Source organism: Desulfovibrio intestinivivus (genome assembly GCF_053570665.1).
Map to the genome: position 1 here is coordinate 1,505,506 of NZ_JBRBQT010000001.1, position 23,033 is coordinate 1,528,538.

Below are 23,033 nucleotides of genomic sequence, written 5' to 3' on the forward strand. Positions count from 1 at the left end.
AGAAGGCGGGAGCGGTGAGTCCGTGAAAAGCGCATGAAAGGCCACTTTTCTGGAGTCGAAACTGATCGAAAAACTACTTGTTCTGCCCTTTGGGCAAGCTTGCGCCTTCCGGGCCGGATGCCGGAGGGGCAAGGGACGTTCCCGGTACTGTGAGCGGGGCATCAGGGGGAGCCGATTCTAGCGGGGAAACCTTGGGTGCTTCAGGCGCGGCAGGGGCGCTTGTTGCTGCGCCCTGGGCTTGCGCAGGCTGTGTTGCGTTTGCCGGAGCAGCCACCGCATCAGAGGCGGCTTCTGGCTTGGTGGGTGCAGCCACATCGGGTGTTGTGTCTGAAGGAGCTTGCCCGGAGGGATTGGTCTGTGACGGTTGCGCAGGCGTGTCAGTTGCGGGCTGGGCCTGATCCGCATTTGCTGCGGGTGCAGGAGTAGAGGCTGATGGCGCTGGCGTTTCCACAGATGCTGCGGGCTTTGTGTCCGCGCCGCCGGAATTTCCCTCAGCATTTTTGCGGCGCGCTCCAAGCACATTGGGCAGCACCGCCCGCAGATCGCCAGTCACCAGTAGGCCGCTGGGGCTCAGGCCCACAAGCTCGCGGGTCAGCGCTGCGGAACGGACCAGCAGGCCAGCCTGACCCCCGCCTTCCACATACATGACGGTGCGCACGTTGAGGGGCAGGTGCAAGACCTGCTGCGCAAAGGAATAGGCCTCCACGGGCTGGCGGCAGTGCATGAAGAGAATCTGCCCGTCTCCGTCCTGCGCCACTGCGGAAATGGAGTAGTGCGGACCGCCGGGCGACCAGAGGATGCGCCTGTCGGCATTGATCATGCGGTAGTTTTGAATCACAAGATCATAATGATCCATCTGCTGCCGCCACAAGGGGCTATCGCGGTCAAGAATGGCTGCCTTGGGCAGCGTAGGTTCGTCCGGCCCGGCCACAAAAAAAGCGCCGAAACGCTGCACCACGCGCCCGTTGTTCACATGCGAACCCTGACGCATGTAGCCTGTGCTGGTGGCAGCGTCGGGCAGGTACATGCTGGCATTGATGGCCGCAACAAGGTTGTACTGTTCTCCCCACTGGTTCAGCTGGCGGGAGGGGCCGCCATCCTGCGAGCGGGAGCAGAGGGTAAAGTCAAATGCGGCAGGGTCAATACGCAGGACGGTGAGGCGGGCATCGCCTTCGTCGAGCTGAAATTCGCCAAACAGAAGGCCCGGTTCAAGCTCCCGCCAGTCAGCCCGGCCCTGAGCGTCCACGCCGCCTTTGGCGGCTGCGGCGTCAGCGGGCTGCATGGCGTGGGAGTCAGCGGCAAGCAATGCCGGGGCGGCAGGCAGCACAGACGCGTGCCCCTCGGCGGGCAATACTGCGCCGGGGGACTGATTGCCCTGCTGGTCTGGCGCGGCAAGGCCGGGCCGGGGCATGGCTACTGTGCAACAGACAATCAGGGCCGCCAGCCATGTGGTCGGCAGACTGCGGATTACCCGCCATGCGGGCCGGATTGCGTCCGTTGCTATAAAGAAAAACTGCCGGGTATTCATGTCTTGCCGTCTATTTTTATTGTCCGTAACCTGCATTACGACCGCTTTTGCCATTTGGCAAGGTGCGATGGCACATTTTTATTGACATATCAACTTATCTTGATATAAACATAAATAGTCACGCCGCAGTAATTTATCAGGCTGCGGGCATATCGCGCCAAGGAGTCTTTCCATGCATATCGGCAAAATGATCAGGGAACTTTCGGTCCCTTTTTACTCTTTGGAGTTTTTTCCTCCTTCTGACACGGCCCAGTTGCCTGATTTTTATGCCACGGTGGACCGCCTGCGCGCACTCAACCCCCTGTTTGCGTCAGTAACCTACGGTGCGGGCGGCGCGCGGCAGCAGAATACACTTGCCGTCACGGCGGAGCTGGCGCGGCGGGGCATTACTGCCATGGCGCATCTCACATGCGTGGGCGCGGATCCCCAGTCCATCGCCACATTTTTGCACGATCTGCATGCTTCTGGCGTCAACAATGTGCTGGCCCTGCGCGGCGATCCGCCCGCCGACAAACCGTGGGACTGGAACAAAGCCCACTTTCACAATGCCTCTGACCTGGTGGCCTTTGCCCGCGAGCAGCAGCCCGGCCTGGGCATAGGCGTAGCTGCCTATCCCGCCCCGCACCCCGAATCGCCCACCTTTGCGGAAGACAGGCGCTGCACGGCCGAAAAAATGCGCGCCGGGGCGGATTTTGCCCTGACCCAGTTGTTTTTTGACGCCCGCGAATATGAAGACCTGGTGAGTCATTTGCGCGGGAAGGGCATTACCACGCCGATCATCCCCGGTATTCTGCCCATTCAGAGTTTTGACTCGCTGCGGCGGGTGCTCTCGCTGTGCGGGGCCAATATTCCGGGCAAGCTCTACCTTGCCCTTGAGAAGGCCAATAACGATGGCGGGGCGGAAGCCGTGCGGCAGGTGGGCCTTGATTACGCGGTGCGGCAGATACGCAGCCTGCTTGATGCTGGCGCGCCGGGCATCCACCTGTATACATTGAACAAGGCTGATATGTGCCTGCGGCTGGCCGAAGCCGTTGGTACGCTTTAGACCTGTTGCCTTTGAGAATGTGCGTTTTCAAAGGTTCAGGGTGTCCGCTCTGGTTCTGAAAAGTTCAAATTGACCGGGCATGCGGGGCGTATTGACCACCCCGCGTGCTCAAGGCTACTCTGCCGCCATGAGTTCATCCATCGAAAAAGGACACGGCTGGCTGCTTGTGGCAGTGTGTACCTCCCTGTTTTTTATGCCGTTCATGATGGCCGGAGTGAACGCCGTGCTGCCGCCGCTGGGGCAAAGCCTCCATGCCAGCGCGCGCGAACTGGGTCTCATGGGGGCCTTTTATTCCATGGGGCTGGCTGTGTTTCAGCTGGCCAGCGGCAGCATGGGCGACATCTGGGGGTATCGGCGCATATTCTTGTGGGGCATCGCCCTGTTTGCGCTGGCCGGAGCCTTGCTGGGTTTTGTCAATTCTGTGCCGCTGTTTCTGCTGCTGCGTTTTGTGCAGGGGGTGGGCGGGGCCATGTTCAACGCCTGCGGTCTGGCCCTGCTGGCCTCGGCGGCTCCTGAGGGACGGCGCGCTTCCTATCTTGGCTACAGCGGATCGTCAGTTTACGCAGGCATTGCCTGCGGGCCGCCTGTTGCGGGCTTTGTGGCCGGGTGGCTTGGCTGGCAATGGCTGTTCTGGGGTAGCGCTCTGGCGTCCGTGGGTGTGCTGCTGCTGATGAAATACCGCGTCAAGCTTGAATGGCGCATGGCCAAGGGCAAGCCTTTTGACTGGAAGGGCTGCTGCATCTATGCGGGAGCAATGACGGCCCTGACTTTTGGCTCGTCCGAGCTGGCCGATGCTCCGGCCCTGGCTGGCGGCCTGCTGGTGGCTTTTGTGGGGCTTATGGCGGCTTTCTGCGTCAAGGAACTCAAGAGCGACTATCCCCTGCTTGATCTCCGGTTGCTTGCCCGCAACAGGGTTTTTGCCCTGTCGTCATTGGCTGCCTTCATCAACTACAGTTCGTTTTTCGGCATCGTGTTTTTTTTCAGCCTGTATCTCCAGTTCGGGCGCGGTATGACCGTGCAGCAGGCCGGGCTTTTTCTTGCGCTCCAGTCTGTAATGCAGGTCATGACCACCCCTGTTGCCGCGCGGTTGTGCGGCAGGTTTGAGCCGGGCAAGGTCAGTGCGGCGGGCATTGCCCTGTGCGGGCTGGGCCTTGTTGTGTGCGGGCTTTTGCGGGTGGATTCGCCCATGTACGTGCTTGTTCTGGCCCAATGTCTGCTCGGCGTTGGCATCAGCCTGTTTGCGCTGCCCAATACCACCATTATTCTTGAGAGCGCGGGGCGCGATCGGGTGGGGCAGGCCGCAGGGCTCACGGGCGCTGTGCGTACGGGCGGCCAGTTATTCAATATGGCGCTCATAACCCTGACCCTCGGGCTTTTTCTTGGCAGCGAACCAGCTGGAACGCATAATATTGATGCCTTTATGGGGGCCATGCGCGTTGACCTGATAATCTTTGGCGTGCTCAACCTCCTGGCTGTGGGCTGCGCATTGGCCCGCAACCGCCGTTGATCGCCATTTTTATCGCCCGTTGATATCGCTGATCACCTGCCCCCTCGCGGACAGTCATGCCGCACCTTTTACAAAATGAGGCAGGTCCGCAGAGAAAAATGCCTCGGGGGAAATCTAAAGTTTTTATCGGTTCCGCCGAAAAAGGTTGAAGGACGGATAACGCAATGGCCGACGCAACCTCCGCACAACTGCGCATGATGCTACAGGGGTATGAACAGCAGCTGCTGGCAGCCCGGCGTCTTGCAAGGCTCAGAATGCGGCGCAGAGTTGCCGAAGGCGATGACCCCAGCGACCCTGATCCTTCTGCCAGCCGTCACATGATGGTTGAGAAGGTCGCCCGCGAGCTCTACGAAACCCTGCTCTATACCGGAAGCGACAATCCTGTGGTGGAGGAAATCCGCCAGGAACTTGGCCGTGAAGTGGGGCAAGAAGTGCAGTTTACCTATCCGCCTGGCGGCAGACTGCGTATAGTGGGGCAGGGGCCGGAAGGCCTGGAACCTTTATCGGATGAAAAACTGCGTGCGACCCGTAACGCCCTGTGGCGCGTCACACGAAAAAAAGTTGACGAAAGCATGCTTGACGAACCGCCTGCCATTTAGGTCGGCAGCAGGTTGAGCAAGCGGAGAGAACTATGGAAATTCAGGGAAAGATCAATACGTTTCTCGACCCCTACAGCAACACGGCCAACCTTGAAAAAAGCGGCGAAGCCAGACTGAAGGGCAGAGCCAGCGCCACACCTTCTGAAAGCCCGCAAGGGGACACCGTCAGCGTATCGCAGGAAGCCCAGCTGCTGACGGAAGCACGGCGCACAGCTCAGAATACGCCCGATGTGCGCGCCGAAAAGGTGGAAGCATTGCGCATTCAGGTCTCCAACGGCACCTACAAGCCTGACAGCAAGCTTATTGCCGCCAATCTTGTGCGTGAGGAGCCGGGTTTGTTCAGGTAGGGCAGCAGCCGAAAATAATCACTAAAAAATACTCGAAAAGAGCGGTCAGGGAGCAGAATCCCTGACCGCTCTTTTCTGTTGGGCGGAGGGGCAGGCGGAAAACTGTTTTACGGGGCAGGCAAGAGGGAGGGGGCTGGGCTGGCGCTCAGGATCAGGCCGCCCGGTGTGCCCAGCAGTACGTCGGCATGTTCGGCATGGTTTCTGCAATTCCCTGTGTGCCGGTATTCCGGCAAGGAGTCAGCGCCATGAAATTGACAATACTGCGCCATCCGGCCTTCTGGATAACCACCGCTGCCCTGCTTGTGTGCTGGGCCTTGCCTGCGCATGCCGTGCGCATCAAGGACATCGCCACGTTTTCGGGCGTGCGCGACAACCAGCTCATCGGTTACGGGCTGGTGGTTGGTCTGGCCGGAACCGGCGATAAGAAGGACTCCGTCTTTACGCTCAGTTCCATGAAAAACATGATGGACAGAATGGGCGTGGGCGTGGACGCCTCCGCACTTAAAATCAAAAACGTGGCCTCGGTCATGGTTACTGCGCGCATGCCGGTGTCGGCCAAGCCCGGTACCCGTCTGGACGTGACGGTGTCCTCCGTGGGTGACGCTACCTCCCTCATGGGTGGGGTGTTGCTGCAAACGGCCCTCAAGGGCGTGGACGGCAAGATATACACCCTGGCTCAGGGCGCGTTGACCGTGGGCGGTTTTTCGGCTTCGGGCAAAGCCGCCAGCACCACAAAGAATATCGCCACCGTGGGCATCATCCCCGGCGGCGGCATTGTGGAACGGGGCATTCCCTTTGAGTTCAACCAGCAGGACAAACTCACGCTCAATCTGCGCGTGGGTGATTTCTCTACAGCGCAGCAGATTGCGGAACGCCTCAATGGAGCCATGGGCGGGCACTATGCCCGCGCTGTGGACGCCACCAGCGTGACCATGGACGTACCTCCCCAGTACCGCAACAACCTTGTGCCGCTCATGGCCTCGGTGGAAAATCTGGATGTCAGCCCCGACACCTCCGCCAAGGTGGTGGTGGACGAAAAGACAGGCACGGTTGTGCTTGGGCGTGATGTGCGCATCTCCCGCGCTGCTGTGGCCCACGGCAACCTGCAAATCACTGTGCAGGAAAGCGAACAGGTTTCGCAGCCCGGCCCCTTCTCGCAAGGGCAGACCGTGGTGACGCCGCAGACGGAAACCAACGTGCGCGAAGAAAACCGACATCTTATGATGGTGGAAGGCGCGACCCTTCAGGAATTAGTAGACGGCCTCAATGCCATTGGCGCAACCCCCCGCGACCTCATCTCCATTTTACGGACAATGCAGGCCTCGGGCTCCTTGCACGCGGATCTGGAGGTAATTTAAATGACCACGCCCATGTCAACCGCTCTCATTCCTCCTGATGCCGGAGCGGGCGAAATTGCCCGCAAGGAAGTTCAGTCGCGCCTGGCGGGCATTGGCAATCTGGGCGGAAAAAATATTGACCCTGCGCAAAAGGAAAAGAAGCTGCGCGAATCCTGCGAGGGCTTCGAGTCCATCTTCATCCAGAAAATGTGGGAAGAAATGCGCAAAACCCTGCCCAAGTCCACCTTGCTGCACGGCAAGGAGGAGCAGTTCTGGCAGGGCATGTACGATCAGGAACTGGCCAAAAAAATGACATCGGCTGGCGGCATAGGTCTGGCCGATATGATGTACGCCCAGCTTTCGCGCAGCCTGACATCCGCAAGCCGCGCCACGGCAACGGATGCTTCCGCCATTCAGCGACCCTTTACGCCTGAGGCCGCCCCCATGCTTCCACCAACGCCGGATGCAGATAGCCCGCACAACGAGAGTGACAAGGACGCAGCTAAGGGCAAGTCTGCAACATCAAGCGCTGCTGCGTCCGTGTACGGAGGGGTTGCTCCCATGCAGGACGCCGGACATGCGGAAAATGGTTCCGCTGCAGCGCGCACGCTGACCGGAGCTCAGGCCGCAGCAGGCGGGCAGGATCCTGAAGAAGCAGCGCGTCTTGCCGAGCAGGCCATGCAGGCCTCGGCCCAACCGGAGCGGCACAGGGTTGTGCGCACCACCAATGTTGTCGGCAATATGAATTCTGGCCTCAATCTTGCCCGCAAGGCGCAGTTTGAAGCGGGCAGCAAACTGGGGCCCAATGCGGTGCGCCCGCCCATGCAGCAGATGCTGGGCCTTGCCCAGCCGCAGAGCAGAACCGCACAGGCGGACGGACAGAACTGGGATCAGGGCGGCATGCAGATGGATATGTCCGGCATGGGTATTCCGCCGCTTACGGGGAATGTGCTGGATGCTCAGTCCCTGAATTCTGCTGGAGGCATGCAGTCAGCCATGCAGGCGGCCATGCATCAGCAGGCTATGCAGGGGCAGGCTATGCAGGGGCAGAATATGCAGCCAGGCTCAAACGCTCCGGTGGGCCAGGCAGCGCCTCCGCAGCCGCAAAAGGTTCGCTATACCACCAATATTCCGCCCACAGGGCGAGGCGGCAAGCAGGGCTTGATCCGTACGCTCAATGTTGACGGCGCAGGCCCCAACAGCAATGCGGGTGCCGGCATTGCCGCCTACCATGCCCAGCAGGTGCAGGGCGCAGGCATGCAGCAACAGGCTCCTGCACAGGGGGCACAGCCCGCAGCGCAGGTAAGCACCCTGCCCATGGGCCCGGCGGGTCAGCCCGCAGTTCTGGCAGCAAGTCAGCCCGCAAGCCCCGGCGTCCAGGCCCCCAATCAGCCTGTGAACCCCGGTGTTGCCCCGGTGGCTTCGCCCGCATCTGCTCAAGGCGTGACCAGCCCTGTGCCGCTGACGGGCGGGCAGATATTCGTGCGTCAGGGCGGCCAGGGCGGAGTAGCCAAGAGCGCGGCAGCCTCGGGTATACCGCCGCTGACAGCTACAGACGTGTACGGCAAACCCTAACTAATATCTGTTGCGAGATTGCTCCGGCGGGGCTGAGCTGGTGCTGCAGCACGCTTCTGCGGCGAGTGCGGCCCCCCATGATCAATCTCTCGTTCAACCGCTCGGAAGCCTGCGCCGGAAGGATTTTCAGGCACGAATTTTGCTTTAATTGTGCCGGGGCGGCAGTTTCTGCCTTTTCCTGTCGGGCAATATCCTGACTACGGCTGAAAACAAAGGCCCTCGGGAGGTTCACATGCACAACGCCATTTACGAATCGCTTTCGCGTCAGGATAAGGCCCTTTGCCTGCTGCGCGACCTTCTTGAAGAAGAATATACTTGCCTTCTCAAGCGCGATACTGATGCCGTGGTGTCTCTTGAGTTCTCCATACAGGAGCTGATCCGCCAGCTGGCCGTGGAAAAAACTTCTGTCATCAGAGGGCTGGGCGGCATGCGGGCCATGGAATACGCCACTGCGCTGCCTGAAGATATGGGCGCTGCCCTGCGGGAAACCCTGCTCCAGATAGATGCGAGCGAACAGTCAGTTGCGCGCCAGGCCGCACGCAATACCAATCTTTCTCTGGCACTGCTTGACCAGAGCAGCCGTACGCTTCAGGCGCTCACAAGTCAGGCCATGCCGCCGAAGGCGGAAACCTATGGCCGCCGTGGTGGCATGAGTGTGCAGCGGCAGACGCAGGCCGCGTTGATCTCCGGGAGGCTGTAGCCATGCTCAGCGGTCTTATGAATGTGGGCAGGACAGCCCTCAACGCCGCGCAAGCCTGGATTTCGGTCACGGGCGGCAATATCGCCAATGCCGATACCGAAGGCTACACCCGTCGCTATGTGGACCAGCGCGATGCCGGCACCATCACCGCCAAACCGGGCGGCGAGGGCCTTGGCGTCAATGCGCAGCAGGTGCTGCGGTACTTCAACTCCTTTCTTGAAAGCTCCTACGTGCGTCAGTCCACCAACTCCGCCCGCTGGGGAGAGCAGGAAAACATCATGGGGACGTTGGAAAGCCTTTTCAACGAATCCAACCGGGCGGGCGTAAGTTCGTCCATGAACGCATTTTTTACGGCATGGCAGAAGCTTGCGCAGCGCCCTGGCGATACTGCCTCGCGCGAAGATCTGCTTTCGTACGCAGACAACCTTTGCGACATGCTCGGCAATACTTCTGCATCAGTCAAGGCGCTGCAAAGCCAGATGGATGTTTCCATCAATCAGGGTGTTAGCCGCGTCAATGAGCTTGCCAAGAGCATTGCTTCTCTTAATAAACAGATCAATGCCACGACCATCGATGGAGTAAGCAATCCCAATGCATTGCTTGACCAGCGCGATCAGCTCGTGCGCGAAATGTCCACGTATGTTAATGTTCAGACCGTAGACGCAGGAAACGGTGATTTTACGGTTTCGCTCTCCACCGGGCAGCCTCTGGTGCAGGGTATTACAACCAATGACTTGCAGGTTCTTGCGCCTCGCGCGGAAAACCGGCTTGCCATAGGCTCTTCCTACGCTGGAAACATCAAGTATGACGGATCCGACAGTCATGAATATACGGTAGAAGTCATTTCAGGCGGCAATGCTGGCGCTGCAGGCAGCACGGGTAACCCCTCGTTCCGCGTTTCGCTGGACGGCGGCAAAACATGGCTGCGTGATGAGAACGGCAAGGAGCAGCACTACGAAATAAGCTCCAATGGCGCAAGCACCGACCCCGTGCAAGTGAAGAATCTGAAGATATCCTTCGATTCCATCAGCAATTTTAATGCTGGCGACAAGTTCGACATAACGCCCAAGACCGGGCTTTACTGGATTGAGCCCACGCGCGGCCCGCAAAATGTGACGCCTCAGGTGGGCTTTGACGGCACGGACAACCCCAGCCGCGTGTCTGGCGGCAAGCTGACCACCTACTTCAATATCCGCGATGACAACTGTGGTCGGTATATTGACGAGCTGGATGCCACCGCCAAGTCGCTTATCTGGGAAGTGAACCGTATCCACAGCCAGGGTGCGGGCACCTCGTTGTTTGATTATGCGCAGGGGCAGCAGGGTATTTCTAATACTGCGGTGCCCCTGGGTTCGGCGCAGGCTGTGCTGCCGGAGTCCAGCAGGCTCCAGGCCGGCAACGTCAATTTCTTTTTTTACAACAAAACTTCGGGCGACTATGTTTCGTCGGGGCAGATCGACTTCAGCAGCATTACCCCTGGAACGCCGAATTTTGATCCCAGCAAGCACTCGCTGGATGATGTTGTTTCAGCCATCAATTCTTCGTTCCCCGGCAAGCTTACGGCCAGCATTCAGGATGGCAAGCTTGTGCTCAACACTGCGGCTGGCAGCAACCTGCAATTTGCGCTGGGCACCGACAGCACTGGCATGATGGCAGCCCTCGGCGTGAATACGTTTTTTACCGGCACAGATGCCAGCAACATCGCCACGAGCAGCCAGTTGCACGACAATGTGAACTACATTGCCGCAGGGCAGGTCAACGGCCAGCAACAGATCAACAAGGGCGATAATGCCACGGCCACAGCCATTGGCAAACTGTCCAGCACCAACGTGACCATTTCAACCGCGTGGAAGACAACGAGCAACCAGACCATCGGCCAGTACTATGCCAGCCTGGTTACAACCGTGGGTGCGGATACCCGCCTTGCCAAAACAAATTCGGAATACCACAAGGCGCTCACCAGCGACCTCTCCGAGCAGGTAAGTTCTGCATCTGGCGTCAACCTTGACGAAGAAATGGCCAACCTTATCAAATACCAACACTCCTACACGGCAGCGGCAAAATTGATAACCACCGCCGACCAGATGCTGCAAACCCTTCTTGGGCTTAAGCAATAGGAGCCTGACATGGCTATACGCGTTACGCAAAACACCATGTATGACAAAATGACGAGCCAGATGCAGAAAAGTCTGGCTGCCTACATGGAAAGCAACGAGCAAGGCTCTTCGCAAAAAAAGATCAACAGGCCATCTGATGATCCTGCGGGTGCATACCGTGTGCTGGTGACCCGTAACGACATCAGCACCACCGCCCAGTATCAGAGCAATGTGGATACGGCCAAGGGCTGGCTGTCGCTTGCCGACAACGTGCTTGGCACACAGTTGAGCAACTCGCTGACAAGCCTTAAAGCGCTCGCTGAGCAAGCCTCTACTGGTACCTATTCGGCAGAGAACCGCAAACAGATCGCGGATCAGGCCCGTCAGATATTTGGTCAGATGCTCAATCTTTCCAACACCCAGTATGAGGGCAACAGTATTTTTGGCGGTCAGCGCTATGACCGCAACGCCTTTGAAGAGGGGTTGGCCCTGACCAGTGCCGATACCAACTGGGATACGGCCATTCAGGCTGGGGGCTATACGATTCAGGGCGCGTCCAGCAAATCCATGATGATCCAGTTTACCACTACTGGAACTCTGGATGGCGGCTCGCAGAGCTTTCGCTGGTCAAATGATGGCGGCACCACCTGGACCCCTGGCACTACCACTGGCAGAACACTGACGGCCAACGGTGTAACCGTCACCATGAAGAACGATATGGCTGTTACCGCAGCCAATATAAGCGCCGGGGCAGGTTCAAAGAACGGTACGTTGGTGTATATCCGGCCTACAGCCGTCTATCAGGGCGACGACAATGACCCGCCGCCGAAGACAACTGCCATGGGCGGGCCGTCAGGTCTTCTCACGTCTGCTGCCGGTGCATTTGGCAACAACGTTCTTGTGCGCATGGACAGCAACGCCAACCTTGCCTCGTCTGGCAGCACGGTCAACTATTCGTACAGCACCGACAGTGGCTCAACCTGGGTAGCGGCAACTGCCTCCACTGATGGTTCAAGCAAGATTCGACTGCTCGTGCCAAGCGGATATGTGGATATGGATGCCACAACGGTAGCTGGCAAGACCGTAAACGCTGGCACGCAGATTCTTGTGCACCCTGACCGCGCAGATCTGAATCTTGAAATAATGAAGGGTTCGTATATTTCGGTAAACAACGTCGGCAAGGATATCTTTGGCGGATACTACGAAGGCAAGCCAGCCCTGCCGGGTTCGACAAACCTGTTTGACATGGTGGGCGAATTCGTCAGTTATTGCGAAAATAACAATCAGGAAGGCTGCCAGCAGACGCTCGCAAAGATTGCCACTGTGCAGCAGAATGTGCTCACCCAGACAGCCCGCATCGGCGGGCTTGAAAACCGGGTGTCAACTGCCAGCGATGTGCTCAGCTTTCAAAAGCTAGACCAGCAGGAACGATTGAGCTATACTGAAGACATAGACCTGACCGAGTTGCTGACAAAGCTGACCCGGCAACAGTTGACGTATCAGACAGTGCTTCAGTCTTCTTCAAAGATAATGCAGATGAGCCTGGCCAGTTATCTCTGATGCCGAGTAGCGGCGGGTTTTGCCGCCTGATGCCGGGTAGACATAAACGCTGCCCGGGAGCGGTTCATGCAACGATATAATTAACGGAAGCACCTATGCTCATATTGACGCGACGCCCAGGAGAAAGCCTATATCTGGGCGAGAATATACGCATAACTATCCTGGGCATGCAGGGTAAACAGGTCAAACTGGGCCTGGAAGTACCCGATGACACCACGGTATACCGCGAAGAAGTTTACAAGCGGGTTGTTGAGGAAAACCGGCGCGCCCTTGAAACCAGTAATAACGACCTCATGGTGGCTGCTGAACTATGGCACGAAACAAAGAAATAGAAATCGACACCCGTCTTGGACGCCGTTGTATCGATACGGATAAGGTTGTGCACTTTCCCCGCGGGCTGGCCGGGTTTGAAAACGAGCGGGATTTTATCCTGCTTCAGATCCGACCTGAAGCGCCCTTGCTTATTTTGCAGAGCGTGAATACCCCGGTAGTGGGCCTGCTGGTTGCCGATCCATACAGTTTTTTTGACAAATCCTATGCCCCTCTGGTGGGAGATGCCGAAAGGCAGTTGCTCCATATCGAGAGCCTTGAGCAGGCAGCCGTGCTGGTGACGGTTTCCATTCCTGCGGGCGCGCCCGAGCAGGCCGCGCTTAATCTCACCGGCCCCATTGTCATCAACTATGAGGCCCGCGTGGGTTTGCAGGTGCCACAGTGCGGCGAAGGGTTGCAGCAGGTGAACCTGCACTCGCTCAAACCTGTGGAAGAAACACAGGATGCAGAAACTACAGCTGCTGATGGTGCCAACCCTCAGGAATGTTGCTGCGCCAAGGCCACACCCACGAAATAAGACGTTACTTTTTTATGTCACATTGACCCGGCTGTTGAGAAACAGCCGGGTTTTTTTGTCTGGCAACTTCGCCTGGGGGGCGTACTTGTGCATTGTTCACAGGCTTTGCCTGCTGCCAAACGAAATAATTTGTAACATTTTGTATTTAATGAGTTTGGTGTTGCACTGTTGCGCTGAAATTGTTAGTGGAAAAAACAGCGGTGGTGAAATTAATAACTTGCATGCTGTTTGACAAGGTGCTAGATTGAGCGCACAAACAGTCCAGGGAAGGCCCAGTCTGCTTTGGAAACGTTAATTGATCGGCCTCATAACAGGCTGTAAAAATTACAGATGGCAACCCTCGGCAAAATCCGCAGACCCCTTCTGCGAATCCGTACCCCTTAACGGAACAGTTTTGCCTGCCTCTGCGTCCGTGCCGCTCTCTCCTCGCCTGGCGGAGCGGTAAACAGGACAATGTTGGCCCGGCAGCATACCACAGATGCCGCCGGGCCAAAATGTTTTTCCCGCCAAAGCAAAAGGTTGTCCACACCAGAAAAGTTTGCCGCACGATTGCATGAGCGTATTGCTCAGCTTTGCTTCTGTGCTGTTGCACATATATCAGTCGCATGTATAGGGTGCGGATCTTTGCTATTTTGCACCGCAGAAGGTACTTGCCAAGTATACGGTAGATGTCCGGTTGTCGGCAGATTGAACGTGACACACAAAATCGCACTGCGGCGCAATCCACTGCGCGCCACTACAGGGATAGTACATTGATGATCAAGACGTTCGCGCTTTTTGTGGTCACGGCCCTGGCAGAGATAACAGGGTGCTACCTGCCCTGGCTGTGGCTGCGCAAAGGCGGCTCTGTCTGGCTGTTGGTGCCCGCCTGCCTGAGTCTTGCGGTGTTTGCCTGGTTGCTGACCCTGCACCCCGCAGCCAGTGGCAGGGTCTATGCCGCCTATGGCTGCGTATATGTGGTTACAGCCCTCTTGTGGCTGCGCCTGGTTGACGGTGTACCGCTGGCCAGCACAGATATCTTGGGCGGTGCGGTGGCTCTGTTGGGCATGGGCATTATTGTTTCCGGCTGGAGAACCGCCGCTTGAATGCTCGAACTCTCCGCCACAAATGCAAAAAGCCGGGTGCAAACCCGGCTTTTTTACGCTCAATACTGAGTGGAATGTTTAGTCGATGCCCATGGCCTTGCTGATTTTTTTTGCGGCCTTTTTGACCTTTTCCAGCGGGCTTTTTTCCGCCGCTGACTCAAATTCGCGCAGCAGTTCTTCCTGCTTGGCAGAAAGGCGGGTGGGGGTAAGCACTTTCACCTCCACCAGCAGATCGCCGCGCGAACGGCGTCCGGGGTAGGGCATCCCCTCTCCGGAAACGCGCAGCAGGGTGCCGCTCTGAATACCCTTGGGGATTTCCAGCGGCAGATTGCCGTCAAGGCCGGGAACTTCCGCCCGATGGCCCAGAGCCGCCTGCACAAAGCTGATCTCGAGGGCGTAAATAAGGTCTTGTCCCTGACGCTGCCAGCGCTTGTCCTGCTCAACGGTGAGCACAACATAGAGATCGCCAGCCGGGCCGCCGTGGACACCAGGCTCACCCTCGCCGCGAACGCGCAGGCGGGTGCCGCTGTCCACACCCGCAGGCACACGCACCACAAGTTCGCGGGTGTCTGTGGTGATGCCTTCGCCCTTGCACTTGGGGCAGGGCTTGGTGATGACTCGGCCCGAACCCTGACAGGAGGGACAGGGCATGGATATCTGGAAAAATCCTTGCGACCGACGCACCTGACCGCTGCCGCCGCACTGGCGGCATGTTTCCGCCTTGCTGCCGGGGGCCGCGCCGCTGCCGTTGCATTCGGAGCAGGTAACGTGCTTGGGCAGGGAGATGCTGATCTCGTCGCCCTTGGCGGCCTGTGCAAAGGTGATGGTCAGATTGTAGCGCAGGTCAGCCCCGGCCATGGGCCTGGGGCCGCGCGTTGCGGTAGAAAAGCCAAAAAGATCGCCGAAGATATCGCTGAAATGCGCAAAAATATCATCGTTGCTGCCAAAACCGCCCGCGCCGCCCTGAACGCCAGCGCGTCCAAAACGGTCGTAGCGCGCGCGTTTTTCAGGGTCGCGCAGTACGTCATACGCTTCGGCGGCTTCCTTGAACTTTTGTTCGGCCTCGGCATTGTCGGGGTTGTGGTCAGGGTGATACTTCAAGGCCAGCTTACGGTAGGCCCGTTTTATTTCGTCATCTTCGGCGCTGCGGCTTACGCCCAGCACTTCGTAGTAATCGAGCTCCATCGTAGTTCCGGTCACTGTGCGGCTTGTGCGCCTGTGCTAAAGGTTGTACATAAACGCGGCGGCTCCCCTGGGGAAGCCGCCGCGCGGACAATTTGTCCCCAAAAGGCTATTCCTCTGCGGCGGCCGCGTTATGGCCGGGCAGGGGGTTGTAAAGACTGTCGTCATCAGGCAGAACCTTTCCGGCGGCAATTTCGCGCAGGGCGGTTACGGCCTCTTTGTTGCGGGATTCTACCAGCGGTTCATAGCCTTCGCGGTACTGGTGCACACGCTTGATAGCCATCTGCACCAACAGAAAACGGTTGTCTACGCGCTGCTGACAATCTTCCACGGTAATGCGGGCCATGCTGCCTCCGTAAGTGCGCGGCTGAAACGCCGCATTCCGGGCCGCCACGGGCAACCCGGTTGATAAATAATACCGCCCGACCATTTGTAAAGGCCGGGCGTGTGCAAACGCCTTGGTGCAGGATTCCCCTGCTGAAATAAGAATTGATATATGTCGTCCGCTGTGCTGTCAATAGGGCTGCTGAAGCGGCAGCCAGTGCGGAACAACAAGCATCCTGAAAGTTGACGGGTTTGCCGGAAACAAGTTTACGGAAAAAATTATGAGCAGAGAAAAAAGATCATTCGCACAGGAAACCTGTGTTAAAAGCGCGGGCAAGGCCATGCAGAAAACAGGCATGCTGTGGCCTGGATGCCGTGTTGCCGTTGCCGTTTCTGGCGGTGTGGACAGTTTTGTGCTGCTGCAAAGCCTTAAAATTCGCCAAGGAATCGTACCTTTTCACTTTGAAATCATGGCGATCCACCTCAACCCCGGCTTTGACGAGCAGAGCCACGCGGCTCTTTTGCCCTGGCTGGCCAAGCGGGGCATACCCGGCCACATTGAAATGACAACCTACGGCCCGGACGCGCATTCAGAAAAAAATCTGCGCAGATCGGCCTGTTTCCGCTGCTCCTGGCTGCGTCGCAAGCGCCTTTTTGAGTTGTGCGCCCAGTATGGCGTGACTCACCTCGCGCTTGGGCACAATGCGGACGATCTGGTGCAGACGTTCTTTATGAATCTGAGCCGCAATGGGCGCGTGGACGGCATGAGCATGAATGAGTCGTTTTTTGGCGGCGGCCTGCAACTGATACGCCCACTGCTGCTGGTGGAAAAAAAGTTTATCCTCAAGGCCGCCAAGCAATGGGAACTGCCCATATGGGCCAATGCCTGCCCCTCGGCGGGCAATACCGCCCGCAGTTCCATGGGGGAAACCCTGCAACACCTGTATGGGGTATCCAAAGACTCGCGCCGGTGCATTTTTAATGGTTTGACCCGCTGGCAGCTTGAAAAGAACAGCGCGGCTGCGGGCTTGGGCGATGAGCCGCCCCTGCCGGACGCCGGTGCACATGACGGCGTTGCGGATTGACACAGGCCGTATCCCGGCTCTAGAGTGTTAGCCCAATGCTGTTCGGCAAATATCACATAGTCATCTTCACTGAAGGTCGTAGCGGCAGCCGCAACCTGCGCATGCGCGGCTGGTTTGGCTTTATTGCCTGTGTGCTGGTGCTGGCCCTTGTGGCCTGCAATGTCTGGCTGCTGCGCAGTTGGCTTGAAACCCGGCATCTGGGCGACGACCTGCGCAATGCAGACAAAACCATTGAAGAACAGCGCCGCCAGCTTGTGAATCTGGTTGAGCGCATTTCTGTTGTGGGGCGTGATCTGGAGCGGGTGCAGAGCTTCGACTCCAAGCTGCGCATCATGATGAATATGGAGAAAGATCCCACGGAGGCCGGTTCCATCGGCGACAGGCCGGGGGATTTTTCGCGTACCTATCTGCCCTTGCATCGGCAGGAACTTGCCGCCCGCAAGATGCTCGAGTTCCTTACCCGACTCTCTGAGTCCGTGCGGCTTGAAGAAGTGCGCCAGCAGGACTTGCTGCTGGCACTGCGCGAAAACCGCGATGCCCTTTCTTCCATGCCGACCATCTGGCCTGTGGTGGGTTTTGTTTCTTCCAGTTTTGGCTGGCGCTCGGCACCATTTGGCGGGCGCGGGCAGTTCCACAAGGGCCTGGACATCACCAACCGTATAGGCACGCCCATCATGGCTCCAGCCCAGGGCATGGTGACCCTCTCGGGGCGCGATGGCGCGTATGGTTTCAGTGTTGAAATCAACCACGGCAGCGGCATTGTCACCAAATACGGGCACATGCAGCGTTGCGCCGTGCAGGAAGGCCAGTGGGTCAAGCGTGGCGAAATTGTGGGCTATGTGGGCATGAGTGGCCGCACCACCGGGCCGCATCTGCACTACGAGGTGCGCCTTAACGGTGTACCGGTTGACCCAATGCGCTATATTCTGGAGTAGGCCCGACCATTTCCGATTGTTCGTTTTTGCATCATGAACCCGGCGCGCGCATCCATAAACGGTTTGCGGCGGCGGGCGCAAGCAATGGGGAAGATACGGCACCATGCGCAAGCACCACAAAATTTCTGGCAGGCCTACTAGCTGCGCGCACCGCATGCCCCGGTATGCTGGCCTGCGTGGCGGTTTCTGCCAATATCTGTCGGATGCTTGCGCGGCATTTTCTCGGCTGCAGATGTTGACTGCTGGCATGCTTGCAGCCACGGGCGCGGGCATGACCTGACGTGCGGACTCTGTGGGGCAGGTTGTCTCGCTACGTGCCGCTGGTCGGGCTTTCCGCTGATTCCCACTCTCCCGATCAATTAAGCTCAGGCGCTCCCCCTCCACAATCCAGGTTTCGCATCCCGAATGCGGAACCGTTTTTTATTTTTAAGGGTTGAATGCGCGCTTTGCGCTTATGCAGGATCACTATTTTTTGTGGAGAGGCATATGGAAACTACCGAAAAAGGACGGCGCAATTTTCTCAAATCCCTGGCGCTGGGGGCCGCGGGCGCTGCCATGCTGTCGCCGCAAACCGCCAATGCGGCGGAGGGCGGCACCTTGCAGGTATGGTCGTGCGGCGGCCTTGCCGAAGCCATGATGCCTGCGCATGAGGCCTATCAGCAGCAATCGGGCGTCAAGGTTGTCTACACAGGTGCCTTTGCCGCGGCCTTGGGCAAATCCCTGCTGACTGGCGGCGGGCAGACGGAGGTCTTTGCCGGGCGCGTCCTGGCTCTGGCCCAGAATCTGCGCAAGGCTGGCAAGATGGTCAATTTCAGGCCCTTGTGTTTTACCAGCTACGTCATCGCGGTTCCCAAGGGCAATCCCGCCAAGATCAACGATATTGAAGACCTGACGCGCCCCGGAGTGCGGGTTTCCATGGCGCGGGATGCTTCCGCTCCTGGTGGACAAGCTGTTATGGGCATCCTCAAGGCTGCGGACATCACGCCCAAGGTACTTGCCAACGTGCCCGAGCAGGGCAGTTGTGTGCAGCGTTCTGTGGAAAGCGTTGCCGAGGGCAAGGCTGACGCCATGATTGTGGAGCGGCGCATCACCCGCATGACGCGGTTTGCCGATCGGTTGGACTTGGTGGAAATTCCCGAACGGTTTTTCCCCGCCGGGCCGCTGACCTTTACCGTGGGCATGATGACCAACGCGGCTGATCCGGCAAAGGCCGCAGCCTATATGGATTGGATTACCAGCGCGCAGGGACAGGCTTACTTTGAAAAGGCGGGATTTATCCCCGCCATTTCGCCCAAGGGCATGGAACTTGTGGAAAAGCTGGGGGTAAAGGATGTTGCATGAAATTGTCGCCCGTCCCAGCCTGCGCTTGAGAGCGCTCCAGTGGTTTAATCGCGCGGTGCTGTTCGCCTCCACGCTGTTTTTGGGCGAGTGGGCCTTATTTGGCGTGTTCCGCTGCCCCTTTGTTGTGCCCTTTGTGAGCTGCCAGAACTGCCCGGTCATTACCTGTCCCGGTCAGGCCACGCGGATGTTCTGGGGATTCTGGGGCGTGTGGCTGGCTGTGGCGGCCTTGTTTGGCAAGGCTTTTTGCGGCTGGCTGTGCCCTGGGCAGCTGGCGAACCGGGTACTTGCGCTCAATCCTTTTCGTTTTGGCCCTAATCCCGTGGGCGTGGCAAATTTTCGCTGGGCCCGGTATCTGATGCTGGCGGCGGGGTTGACGGCATGGTTTGTTTTGGGGCAGCCGCGCGTGGACGTGCCTATCCGAGTGGGGGAATTTTGGCCCTCGGCCTGGCTTACGTGGAAGCATGCTTTCCCCATGTGGGATTTGCGTCTGCTTATCACCTTGGGCGGGCTGGCGTTGGGGCTGGTTGTGCTGATGTGCTGGTGCCGGTTTGTCTGTCCTTTTGGCGCGGCGCTGGAAGTGGCGCGCAAGTTTGCGCCGTTCCGTTTTTACAGGACTGAGCAGTGCAACGATTGCGACAAGTGCAGGCGGGTTTGCGTTATGCGGACGAGGCCGGGTGAGGAGAATTGCACCAATTGCGGTGATTGTGCGGAGAGTTGTCCCACGGATTGCATCCGTTTTGGCGTGAAGCGGCACGGTGGCAAGGAAAAGTAAAGCAGAAAGGCAGGGCGAGTTTGTGGGGTGGGTGAGCCTGTCGAGCGCATTTACGCAAACCCGGCTTTTGCACCCTGAATGCGTCAGCGCCGGGATTTTGATGCTCACGTACTTGAGTACGCTGCGCTCAAAATCCCGGTGTTTCCTTTTCAGGCCGCAAAACGCGTATTTTGCAAATTCACTCAACACCAGCCATCGCCTTCGCCTTGCTCCGGCGAGTTTAAGGAAGGCAACGCCACGACCAGCTTCTGATGACGGCTGGGGGGGGAAGGCAGAAAAGGCAAAAGCAGAGGGTTGGCGGCGGGGTAGAGCCTGTCAGGCTGATTTACGCAAACCCGACTTTTTTGGCCTGACTGCGTTAAACTCCTGTTTTTGATGCTCACGTACTTGAGTACGCTGCGCTCAAAAACAGGAGTTTTCCTTGTCAGTCCAGAAAAATGCGTATTTTGCAAATTCGCCCAACACCAGCCATCGCCTTCGCGCTGCTTCGGCGAGTTTAAGGAAGGCGACTCCACGACCAGCTTTTAATGGCGAGTGGACTATTCTGACTCGCAATTTCTCTGCCTGCTTGCGGTCGACTTGAGAGCGGAATGCTCGCAGGTGAGAGTGACCCCGAAGTCTCATCCATTGCGACCTGGATCGGTCAAGCCGGTGATGATTGAAATTTTAGAGATGCCCTGAAAACGGTGCAAAGCCATGTCCTTTTCAGGCAACGTATCGGCGGTATTTGGCTGAAACAGATTCACATCCAGAGCGAAAGCGAACGCTGGCATTTACGCGGCGCGGAGGGAGATCACCTGAGCGAGCGTAGCGAGGGAAGGAAGCTCCCGCAGCTATAGTCGCGTTGCCCTCGCCGCATGAAGAATGCTGAAAGCCCTTCTTAGGGGTGCTTCGGGGGGGATGCAAGGGGGGGGAGAGGGGCATCGCCCCGATGGAGTGTTGGCACCGTCAACACGACCGAAAATCAGGAGTAGGTCGCGGCTTTGCCGCGCCGTATGCGACTGATTTCCGTGGCTTACCGCCCGGCGGCGCAGACGCCGATGGCGGCCCAAAGCCCGTAAAACGGGATTTGGCATCAGGATGAAGGGGCGCAGCCCCTAACAGGTCCCCCTGCCCCACGCCGGGGAGGCGTCCCAAACGCCGCCGGAGGGCGGAATACCGTGCCCGAAGGGCAGAAAAGAAAAAGAGTACTGATGGAGTATGTGAGCCTGTCAGGCTAACAAAAAAGGGAGCAAACCCTTAGGCCTGCTCCCCAGCAAATCCTTGCAAAAAACAAATCTACAACTTCGCCGCTCCAACCCCCGGCACAACCTGCTCCAAGGCATGCCCAAGAGAAAGCAACTCACCCTCGGCAAAGGCCTTGCCAAAAAGCTGCATACCCACGGGCAGCCCGCTCTCGGCGCCAACACCCACAGGCATGGAAAGCCCGGGCAAACCCGCCAGATTGAGCGAAAGCGTGTAGGCGTCCATGAGGTACATTTGAAGCGGATCGGCGGTCAGACTGCCCACATTCCACGCAGGAACGGGCGAAACCGGGGCCAACAGGGCATCGCATTTATCAAGGGCGGCGAGGTATTCATCGCGGATGAGGCGGCGCACCTGCGCGGCCTTGCGGTAATACGCATCGTAATAGCCGGAGGAAAGCACATAGGCTCCCAGCATGATGCGGCGTTTGACTTCCTGCCCGAAGCCCTCGGTGCGAGAGCGCACGTACAGGTCTTCAAGATTCTTGATATCCGTAGCGCGGCGACCGTAGCGAACGCCGTCAAAGCGGGCGAGGTTGGAACTGGCCTCGGCCATGGCGATGATATAGTAGGTGGCGATGGCCGCATCGGTGTGGGGCAGACTCACTTCCACCAGTTCCGCGCCTTGGGCCTGAGCAATGTTCATGGCGTTCTGGCATACGGCGCGTACTTCAGGGGCCAGCCCTTCGCCAAAAAATTCCTTGGGTATACCCAGCCGCGCGCCCTTGAGGGGCTTGCTGTTCAGTGCGGCCACATAGTCGTCCACCGGGCGCGGAGCGCAGGTGCCGTCACGTTGGTCATGCCCGGCAATAACGCCGAGCACGCGGGCGCAGTCTTCCACGCTGCGGGTCAGCGGGCCCACCTGATCCAGTGACGAGCCATAGGCGATAACGCCGTAGCGCGACACGCGCCCATAGGTGGGCTTGAGGCCAACGCAACCGCACAGGGAGGCGGGCTGACGGATGGAGCCGCCGGTATCCGTACCCAGCGAAGCAAAGCATTGCCCAGCGGTGACGGACGCGGCAGAGCCGCCGCTGGAGCCGCCGGGAACGCGGTTTATATCGCGCGGATTGCGGGTTGTCTGGTAGGAGGAGTTTTCCGTGGTGGAACCCATGGCGAACTCGTCCATGTTGTTCTTGCCCAGAATGACGGCCCCGGCCTCGCGCAGTTGCTGCACGGCAAAGGCGTCATAAAAGGGCGTGTAATTTTCGAGAATACGCGAACCGGCAGTGGTGCGCAGCCCCTTGGTGGAAAGGGCGTCCTTGACCGTTACCGGCACGCCCCACAGGGGTTTGGCCGGATTGGGGCCTTCCTTGTCCAGGGCGGCGGCAGCGGCAAGCGCCCCTTCCCTGTCCACGGTCAGCAGGGCCGCGATGCGCGGCTCGGTGGCGTCCATGCGCGCAAGGCAGGCCGTAACGGCGTCAACTGCGCTCAGTTCCTTTTTTTGCAGGGCCTGAGCCGCTTGTGTGAGCGAGAGGGAACAAATTTCGGTCATGGCGTTCTCAAATATGTTCTGCACTGCGTTTTGCGCAATGCTGTGCGTTTTTGTGCGAGTTGCTTCGGCGCTGGTGATTCGCCGGGCTGCTGCACTGGGCCGGGCCAGAGCAATATTGCTCTGGAGCTGCGCTAGACGATACGGGGCACGATGAAATATTCGCCATCGGCCTCGGGCGCGTTGGCGAGCACTTCGCTGCGCTCACGCCGCCGGGCCGACACATCGTCCCGCAGGGGGCCAGGATGCTGGGCCGTGCTGTACAGAGGCTCCACATCCTTGGTGTCAACGCGCGCGAGCACGTCCATATAGGCCAGAATATCGCCCATCTGGCGGGCAAACAGGGTCTGTTCTTCTTCGCTGACGCTCAACCGGGAAAGTGTAGCCATGTGGGCCACTTCTTCCAGGCTGATGTTTTTGTTGTCTGCCATG

General features: G+C 58.5%; 21 protein-coding genes. 16 read left to right on the plus strand and 5 right to left on the minus strand.

All coding sequences use genetic code 11. The annotated features are described in order from the left end of the window. Window positions 1–73: 73 nt before the first annotated feature. Window positions 74–1,528 (minus strand): phosphodiester glycosidase family protein, encoded by a 1,455-nt coding sequence (locus ACUZ9P_RS06455; protein ID WP_449249093.1) that lies wholly within the window; start codon window positions 1,526–1,528, stop codon window positions 74–76. A gap of 172 nt (window positions 1,529–1,700) precedes the next feature. Here ACUZ9P_RS06455 and ACUZ9P_RS06460 point away from each other — a divergent pair, with 172 nt between their 5' ends. The 12 genes from ACUZ9P_RS06460 (at window position 1,701) to ACUZ9P_RS06515 (ending at window position 14,226) form a co-directional block, all read left to right on the plus strand. Continuing rightward, a complete protein-coding gene (locus ACUZ9P_RS06460) occupies window positions 1,701–2,573 on the plus strand; it encodes a methylenetetrahydrofolate reductase (protein ID WP_449249094.1) in 873 nt (290 codons plus the stop codon). 127 nt (window positions 2,574–2,700) lie between these two features. After that, window positions 2,701–4,080 carry an MFS transporter gene (locus ACUZ9P_RS06465; protein WP_449249095.1) on the plus strand — a complete coding sequence of 460 codons (1,380 nt, stop codon included), beginning with the start codon at window positions 2,701–2,703 and terminating at the stop codon, window positions 4,078–4,080. Window positions 4,081–4,244: 164 nt separating this feature from the next. Then, on the plus strand, window positions 4,245–4,679 hold the full coding sequence (locus ACUZ9P_RS06470) for a DVU0524 family FlgM-associated protein (RefSeq protein WP_298994974.1): 435 nt from the start codon (window positions 4,245–4,247) through the stop codon (window positions 4,677–4,679). Between the two features lie 32 nt (window positions 4,680–4,711). Next, on the plus strand, window positions 4,712–5,026 hold the full coding sequence (gene flgM / locus ACUZ9P_RS06475) for a flagellar biosynthesis anti-sigma factor FlgM (RefSeq protein ID WP_449249096.1): 315 nt from the start codon (window positions 4,712–4,714) through the stop codon (window positions 5,024–5,026). Between the two features lie 245 nt (window positions 5,027–5,271). Then, a complete protein-coding gene (locus ACUZ9P_RS06480) occupies window positions 5,272–6,384 on the plus strand; it encodes a flagellar basal body P-ring protein FlgI (RefSeq protein ID WP_449249097.1) in 1,113 nt (370 codons plus the stop codon). Further along, the gene (locus ACUZ9P_RS06485) at window positions 6,385–7,938 is read left to right on the plus strand and encodes a rod-binding protein (protein WP_449249098.1); all 1,554 of its coding nucleotides are present in this window, start codon (window positions 6,385–6,387) and stop codon (window positions 7,936–7,938) included. It abuts the gene before it with no gap. Between the two features lie 232 nt (window positions 7,939–8,170). Beyond that, window positions 8,171–8,638, plus strand: a complete 468-nt coding sequence (flgN, locus tag ACUZ9P_RS06490; RefSeq protein ID WP_449249099.1) for a flagellar export chaperone FlgN — start codon at window positions 8,171–8,173, stop codon at window positions 8,636–8,638. A 2-nt stretch (window positions 8,639–8,640) separates the two neighbouring features. Continuing rightward, a complete protein-coding gene (gene flgK, locus ACUZ9P_RS06495; RefSeq protein WP_449249100.1) occupies window positions 8,641–10,755 on the plus strand; it encodes a flagellar hook-associated protein FlgK in 2,115 nt (704 codons plus the stop codon). Window positions 10,756–10,764: 9 nt separating this feature from the next. Then, window positions 10,765–12,294, plus strand: a complete 1,530-nt coding sequence (gene flgL, locus ACUZ9P_RS06500) for a flagellar hook-associated protein FlgL (RefSeq protein WP_449249101.1) — start codon at window positions 10,765–10,767, stop codon at window positions 12,292–12,294. A gap of 95 nt (window positions 12,295–12,389) precedes the next feature. Continuing rightward, window positions 12,390–12,626 carry a carbon storage regulator CsrA gene (gene csrA / locus ACUZ9P_RS06505; RefSeq protein WP_240823687.1) on the plus strand — a complete coding sequence of 79 codons (237 nt, stop codon included), beginning with the start codon at window positions 12,390–12,392 and terminating at the stop codon, window positions 12,624–12,626. Then, window positions 12,605–13,141, plus strand: coding sequence for a flagellar assembly protein FliW (gene fliW, locus ACUZ9P_RS06510; RefSeq protein ID WP_449249103.1), 537 nt, complete (start codon window positions 12,605–12,607; stop codon window positions 13,139–13,141). Before csrA ends, fliW begins: the two co-directional genes overlap by 22 nt. A gap of 755 nt (window positions 13,142–13,896) precedes the next feature. Then, entirely contained in the window at window positions 13,897–14,226 is a 330-nt protein-coding gene (locus ACUZ9P_RS06515) for a YnfA family protein (RefSeq protein WP_449249104.1), read from the plus strand. Window positions 14,227–14,304: 78 nt separating this feature from the next. On the opposite strand, the gene dnaJ is transcribed toward ACUZ9P_RS06515, so the two are convergent. Beyond that, the gene (gene dnaJ / locus ACUZ9P_RS06520; RefSeq protein ID WP_449249105.1) at window positions 14,305–15,411 is read right to left on the minus strand and encodes a molecular chaperone DnaJ; all 1,107 of its coding nucleotides are present in this window, start codon (window positions 15,409–15,411) and stop codon (window positions 14,305–14,307) included. A gap of 106 nt (window positions 15,412–15,517) precedes the next feature. Then, entirely contained in the window at window positions 15,518–15,754 is a 237-nt protein-coding gene (gene rpoZ / locus ACUZ9P_RS06525; protein ID WP_022657721.1) for a DNA-directed RNA polymerase subunit omega, read from the minus strand. 259 nt (window positions 15,755–16,013) lie between these two features. On the opposite strand from rpoZ, the gene ACUZ9P_RS06530 reads away from it, so the two are divergent. From ACUZ9P_RS06530 to ACUZ9P_RS06545, 4 genes are all read left to right on the plus strand, one after another. Further along, a complete protein-coding gene (locus tag ACUZ9P_RS06530; protein WP_449249106.1) occupies window positions 16,014–16,817 on the plus strand; it encodes a tRNA lysidine(34) synthetase in 804 nt (267 codons plus the stop codon). 35 nt (window positions 16,818–16,852) lie between these two features. Next, window positions 16,853–17,752: a M23 family metallopeptidase gene (locus ACUZ9P_RS06535; protein ID WP_022657723.1), complete on the plus strand. Its 900-nt coding sequence runs from the start codon at window positions 16,853–16,855 to the stop codon at window positions 17,750–17,752. A 486-nt stretch (window positions 17,753–18,238) separates the two neighbouring features. Further along, complete coding sequence (locus tag ACUZ9P_RS06540; RefSeq protein ID WP_449249107.1) at window positions 18,239–19,093, plus strand: substrate-binding domain-containing protein; 855 nt, start codon at window positions 18,239–18,241, stop codon at window positions 19,091–19,093. Next, entirely contained in the window at window positions 19,083–19,865 is a 783-nt protein-coding gene (locus ACUZ9P_RS06545; protein ID WP_449249108.1) for a 4Fe-4S binding protein, read from the plus strand. Before ACUZ9P_RS06540 ends, ACUZ9P_RS06545 begins: the two co-directional genes overlap by 11 nt. Window positions 19,866–21,143: 1,278 nt before the next feature. Here the strand turns inward: ACUZ9P_RS06545 and gatA are convergent. Then, window positions 21,144–22,604: an Asp-tRNA(Asn)/Glu-tRNA(Gln) amidotransferase subunit GatA gene (gene gatA, locus ACUZ9P_RS06550; RefSeq protein ID WP_449249109.1), complete on the minus strand. Its 1,461-nt coding sequence runs from the start codon at window positions 22,602–22,604 to the stop codon at window positions 21,144–21,146. 131 nt (window positions 22,605–22,735) lie between these two features. Next, complete coding sequence (gene gatC, locus ACUZ9P_RS06555; RefSeq protein WP_449249110.1) at window positions 22,736–23,032, minus strand: Asp-tRNA(Asn)/Glu-tRNA(Gln) amidotransferase subunit GatC; 297 nt, start codon at window positions 23,030–23,032, stop codon at window positions 22,736–22,738. Window position 23,033 lies beyond the last annotated feature (1 nt).